At 69.4% G+C, this 4566-nt stretch carries 2 protein-coding genes; one reads left to right on the top strand and one right to left on the bottom strand.

The features are described from left to right. Positions 1–243 precede the first annotated feature (243 nt). On the top strand, positions 244–3831 hold the full coding sequence (locus EYA77_RS04720) for a hypothetical protein (protein WP_167816042.1): 3588 nt from the start codon (positions 244–246) through the stop codon (positions 3829–3831). Positions 3832–3835: 4 nt separating this feature from the next. Here the strand turns inward: EYA77_RS04720 and EYA77_RS04725 are convergent. Next, on the bottom strand, positions 3836–4566 hold a 731-nt coding region (locus tag EYA77_RS04725), incomplete at its 5' end, for a caspase family protein (protein ID WP_167816043.1).

Raw genomic sequence — 4566 nt, forward strand, 5'->3', positions numbered from 1 at the left:
CCGCCTGGCGTGAGAACCGAGGGCGTCGAGGCGGGTCTGGATGCAAGGAAGGCGTGCGTCGAGGAGCGGAGCGTAGTTGGAAACTACGTGAGCACCGCAGAGGTGCGCCTGACGACGCAGACGGGCCCTTCCCACCCACACCCGGGTGTGGGTGGGTCACAAATGTATCGGCGGCCGAATGCCACGGTAGGTGGCGGATTCAGGCCTGGAAAGCCCGCAGGGCATTGAACGCAGGAGGAACCGATGGCCATTCTCGGCACCCAGTCGCTGACCCACCTGGTGAAGGTCCGATCCGAGACCTGTGGGGCGGTGGACGCGCGCAAGGCCCTGTTGGAGCCGTCCCTGGGAGATGCCCTGCAGTCTCGAATCCAGGTGATCTCTCCGCAGATCGACGCTCTGAGAGCCGTGGCCGAGCTGGCTCGCAAGGGGGGATCGATCCTGCTGGCCGGGGCGGCGGGGACCGGAAAGTCGCTGCTCTTGTTCGTGCTGGGACGGGCCCTGTCCAGCCCTTTCCCGGGCGAGGAGTTCAGCGCCCTGTGTGACCGTCTGCAGGACGTCCAACTGGTCCGGGCGCTCGGGGCAGCGCGCAGCAAGGGGCGGCGTTGGCTGGTGGTCCTTCCCGAGGCCAATCCGGGTGAGGATTTCGATGCGGCCGTCCGACGCGCCCTGAACGGCGCGCTCTTCACCCAGGGGCTGGAAGACTTCGCTCCCGAGCCCGGCCGGTTGCGCGACGAGTTCCAGCAGACCGTCGAGCACCTGCGCCAGGTCGGAGGCGTCGAAGGGATCGCCGTCCTCTTCGACGGCATGGGCGAGCCGCTGCAACAAGCCCTTCGGGGTCAGGATTCGCAGGTCGCGGACTTCACCGAGTACTGTCGGAACAGCCGCTTCCCGATTCTGTTTGCGGGCGTCGTGAACCGCGACATGGGGACCTTCCATGTCGATGAAGAGTCCCGGCTGGTCGCCCTCTTCCGGAGGGTCCAGCCCGTCACCCTGCTGGGGCGGGTCGGCGAGTGGGAGGAGCTGGTCGGCAAGGTGATCCTCGAACACCCCGACGACGAAGTCTGGCAGGCCGTCCAGGCCCATCCCGACCAGCGTGCGGTTCGCGAGCATCTGGTGCGCATCGGCCTCTACCAGGGAACCAGCGATCATTGGCTGGCCGAGACGGTGATGGTGGGCGCGCATCCCCTCCACCCGGCGGTCCTCTTCGCTTTGCCCCGGGTGGCGCTGCGTCTGGCCTCCAAGGAGAAGACGGCCTTCACCTTCTTCGCCGACGCCACGCCCGGAGGCTTCCTCTACTTCCTGAAGAACTTCGCGGTGACCCAGCCCAACGGGCGCCTCTCGCTGTACACGCTCGATGCCATGTACACCCACTTTGAGAAGGCCCTGGAGCAGGACCCGGCCAACAAGGAGTTCGTCGAGGCCATGCACAAGGCCGTCCAGGCTGCGGGCGACATTCCTCAGGCTCGGCGCTTGCTGCGCACGGTGTTCATGTTCCAACTGGTCGGACACGACCGGTTGCGCTCTCGGGCCGAGGATCTGATCTGGGCGCTGCACCTGGGTGAACGCGAGGTCCGGATCGCCCAGAGAAGCCTGGAGCTGCTGGTCCAGAAGGGCGCGCTGCGCTACTCCGAGGCCAGCGAGGAATTCCTTCTGCCCCTGGAACGTCGACAGATCGACCTGGACGAGGCGTTGGAGAGGACCCGCAACCGGGTCCGTCCTGGTCTGGACCTGCCGGCCATCCTGCAGCGTCACGTCTCGTTGCCCCGACTGCTGGCTTCCCGATTCAATGCCCGCCACGGAACCGATCGCCAGGCCTTCTGCCGCCTCTTCCGGGCCGCCGAGCTGGGCGATCCGTCGGCCTTCCAGGCCGTGGTCGAGGGGTTTTCGCGCCAGGTCCGCCCGTATCGAGGCGACCTGCTGGTGGCCTTCGTGCTGGCCGATACCGAGGAGGAGCTCCAGGCTGTTCGGGACCTGGCCGAGGCCGGGAGCCTGGACCACCCGCGCCTGATCCTGGGCCTGCCCTGTCAGCCGGCCTCCTTCACGCGTGAGGCCCTGGAAGCCAGGGCCTTGGACCGCCTTCGTGCCCTCGAACCGCCCTTCAGCGACCCGACGTCCACCGAGTACCGTCAGGTGACCGCGAGGCTGGAGGCTGCCCGCAGCACCCTGCGCGAGTCCTTCCAGAAATCCTTGCAGCCCGGGGCGATGGTCTTCCGCCACCAGGGCCAGGTCTTCTCAGACCTCGACGTCAAGGCGCTCCAGGACCTGGTGGATCGTGTGATCGGCGAAACCGTCGGCGCTCCTCCCGCGCTCTCCGAGCCGGCGCTGGCTTTCCTTCGTGACCGTGGTCACACGCGTCGGCAGCGCCAGGTGGCCTTGAACCACCTTCTGGCATGTCGCGGCGAACTGACCCTGAGGACGGACGCCGGGGTCACCGGACGGATCCTGAAGGCCGGCCTGGTCGAGACGGGAATCCTGGCCTTGCAGAGCGAGGCCGGGAACTGGACCAGCTTCAACCTGGTCGAAAAGATTCCCGAGCAGGGTCCGGCAAGGGCCTTCAACCAGCTTCGCCAGAAGCTGATCGGCGGGGCGGGCGAGGCGCGAACGGTGCCAGGCCTGGACCTGGTCGCGCCCCTCCTCGAGCCGCCCCACAGCCTGACTCCCGCCACCGTCGAGCTGCTGCTGGCCGCGCTCTTCTGGAAGTGGCCCCGGGAGCTGGGCTTGCGTCGGAACTGGCAGCGAGCCCAGGTGGAGGGGCGCCCTGAGCTGCTTGAAGAGGTCGTGCCCTCCGCCGAGGCGCTCTTCGAGATGGTCAGCGCTCCCGAGGATTGGGTGGTCCAGTTCGTGGACGCCGAGCCGTCCCAGAAGTCCTTCCTGGAGGGGATCCTGGAGAACCTCCCTCGGAGGCCCGGGGCCACCTCGTCCCTGTGGACTGCGGCGGGCGAGGCCCTGCTGGCCTGGTTTGAGGCCCTTCCGACCGCGGCTCGCTGGCATGCCCAGGTCGACCCGTCCTTCAAGCCGGTCTGCGATCTGCTGGCGGACTCCGCCTCGGCCGAGGACCTGCGGGAGCTGCTCGAGGTCCGCCTGCCGCGGGCTCTGGGCGCTCCGCCGGTGTTCTCCTGGCAGGCCGAGAGCGAGGACATGCTGGAAGAGCTCATCGGACTGTGCCGCACCCTGGAGGGTCTGGTGGAGGCGCGTCTGGCGCGTCTGGGCGTGGGCCTGGCAGAGGTCTTCGCGGCCCATGCCGGCGGAGACGCGGCCTTGGAGTGGCCCGCTCGGGCCCGCCGCTGGCTGGAGGGAGTGGCCGAAGAACCCGGCCGCACCTTCTGGCGGGAGGAGCTGCGCGTCCTCGGTGAGCAGGTTCGGGAGGTCGACGACCCGATCCAGGCTGCGACGGGGTTGTTGCAGGCCCTGGGTCATCCCCCCTGCGAGCAGTGGCGCCATGACCGGAGCCTGGAGATCCTGGAGGTCTTCCGGGCCCTGCGCGAGGAGGTCGAGTGGGGAGCCTATCGGACCCTGAAGTTCGAGCAGCCGGACCCCGAAGCCTCGGTGCGCAGCCTGGTGCAGCCGGTCCTGAAGAGGGCCGGGCTGCCGGAGGAGGAGCTGGAAGACCTCCTGGTGGCCGAGCTGGAGCAGGCCGACTGGCCCGAGCTGGTGGCGGCCCTGGCTCCGGCGCCGGTCGCCGCTCCGCCGGCCGAAACCGCCAAGGCGGAGTCGGTTGAGGGAGTGCCCCCGGCCAGCGCCGCTGCCTCGGCACCCTCGCGGCACCGCAAGTCTTCCAAGAAGTCGGACTCCTCGGAGGACATGGACGAGCCCACGCTGCAGTGGCTCTGATCCCTCAGTCCTCGCGCAGCAGCGGCCAGGTCGGGTCTCCGGCCTGGCCGGATGCTTCCTGGACCGCCTGAGGATAGGCCTGGCGGGCCGCCGTGAACGGATCCTTCTCACCCTGCATCGCGTGCAGGAAGGCCTGGGTCAGGCCCGGGCCGGCCGAGGGGAGGGCCCCGGCCAGCAGCATCCGGTCGGGGCCAGCCATCCCGTCCAGGAGGGCGCTTCTGGCAGCCCAGTGCTCTGCGGCCGAGCCGGCGGGGGCGGTCCGGGTGTCCAGGACCACCAGCAGTCGGGTTCCCGAAAGCCGGCGGGACCATGCTCTGAGCTCGTCGGCGGTCAGCAGACCCTCGTCCGCCGTGGACAGCGAGTCCCCTTCCGGACGGGAGGAACCCGCGTAGTACAGCACCGCACGGTCGCCCGGGTGGGCCCGTCGGGCCAGGTCGTCCAGGGCCTGGAGGATGTTCTCTCGGGTGGCGTCCGGGCCCAGGTGCGAGCGCACCGAGAAGCCCTTCGTGGTCAGGGCCTCGGCCACGGTGCGGGCGTCGTCGGAGTTCTCCGACACCCCCACCACGACGGCCAGCCCTTGGCCCGGCCCACGCCGGGGAGGTCCCTCCAGCAACACCGGACGCTCGGCTCTCAGTCCCGCCTGGTCGGTGACGGCCAGCCAGGCCTGATTCGGGCCGGGTCGCAGGTCCAGGACCAGGTCCAGCTTGAGCTCCTGGCCCTTCAGCGCGGGGGGGC

It is taken from the genome of Methanocorpusculum sp. GPch4, assembly GCF_012062385.1.
Lineage (GTDB): Archaea > Halobacteriota > Methanomicrobia > Methanomicrobiales > Methanocorpusculaceae > Methanocorpusculum > Methanocorpusculum parvum.

What these genes read in the sequence shown, in the direction of transcription:
- EYA77_RS04720 (WP_167816042.1), top strand. Translation starts at nt 244, where the DNA reads ATGGCCATTCTCGGCACCCAGTCGCTGACCCACCTGGTGAAGGTCCGA.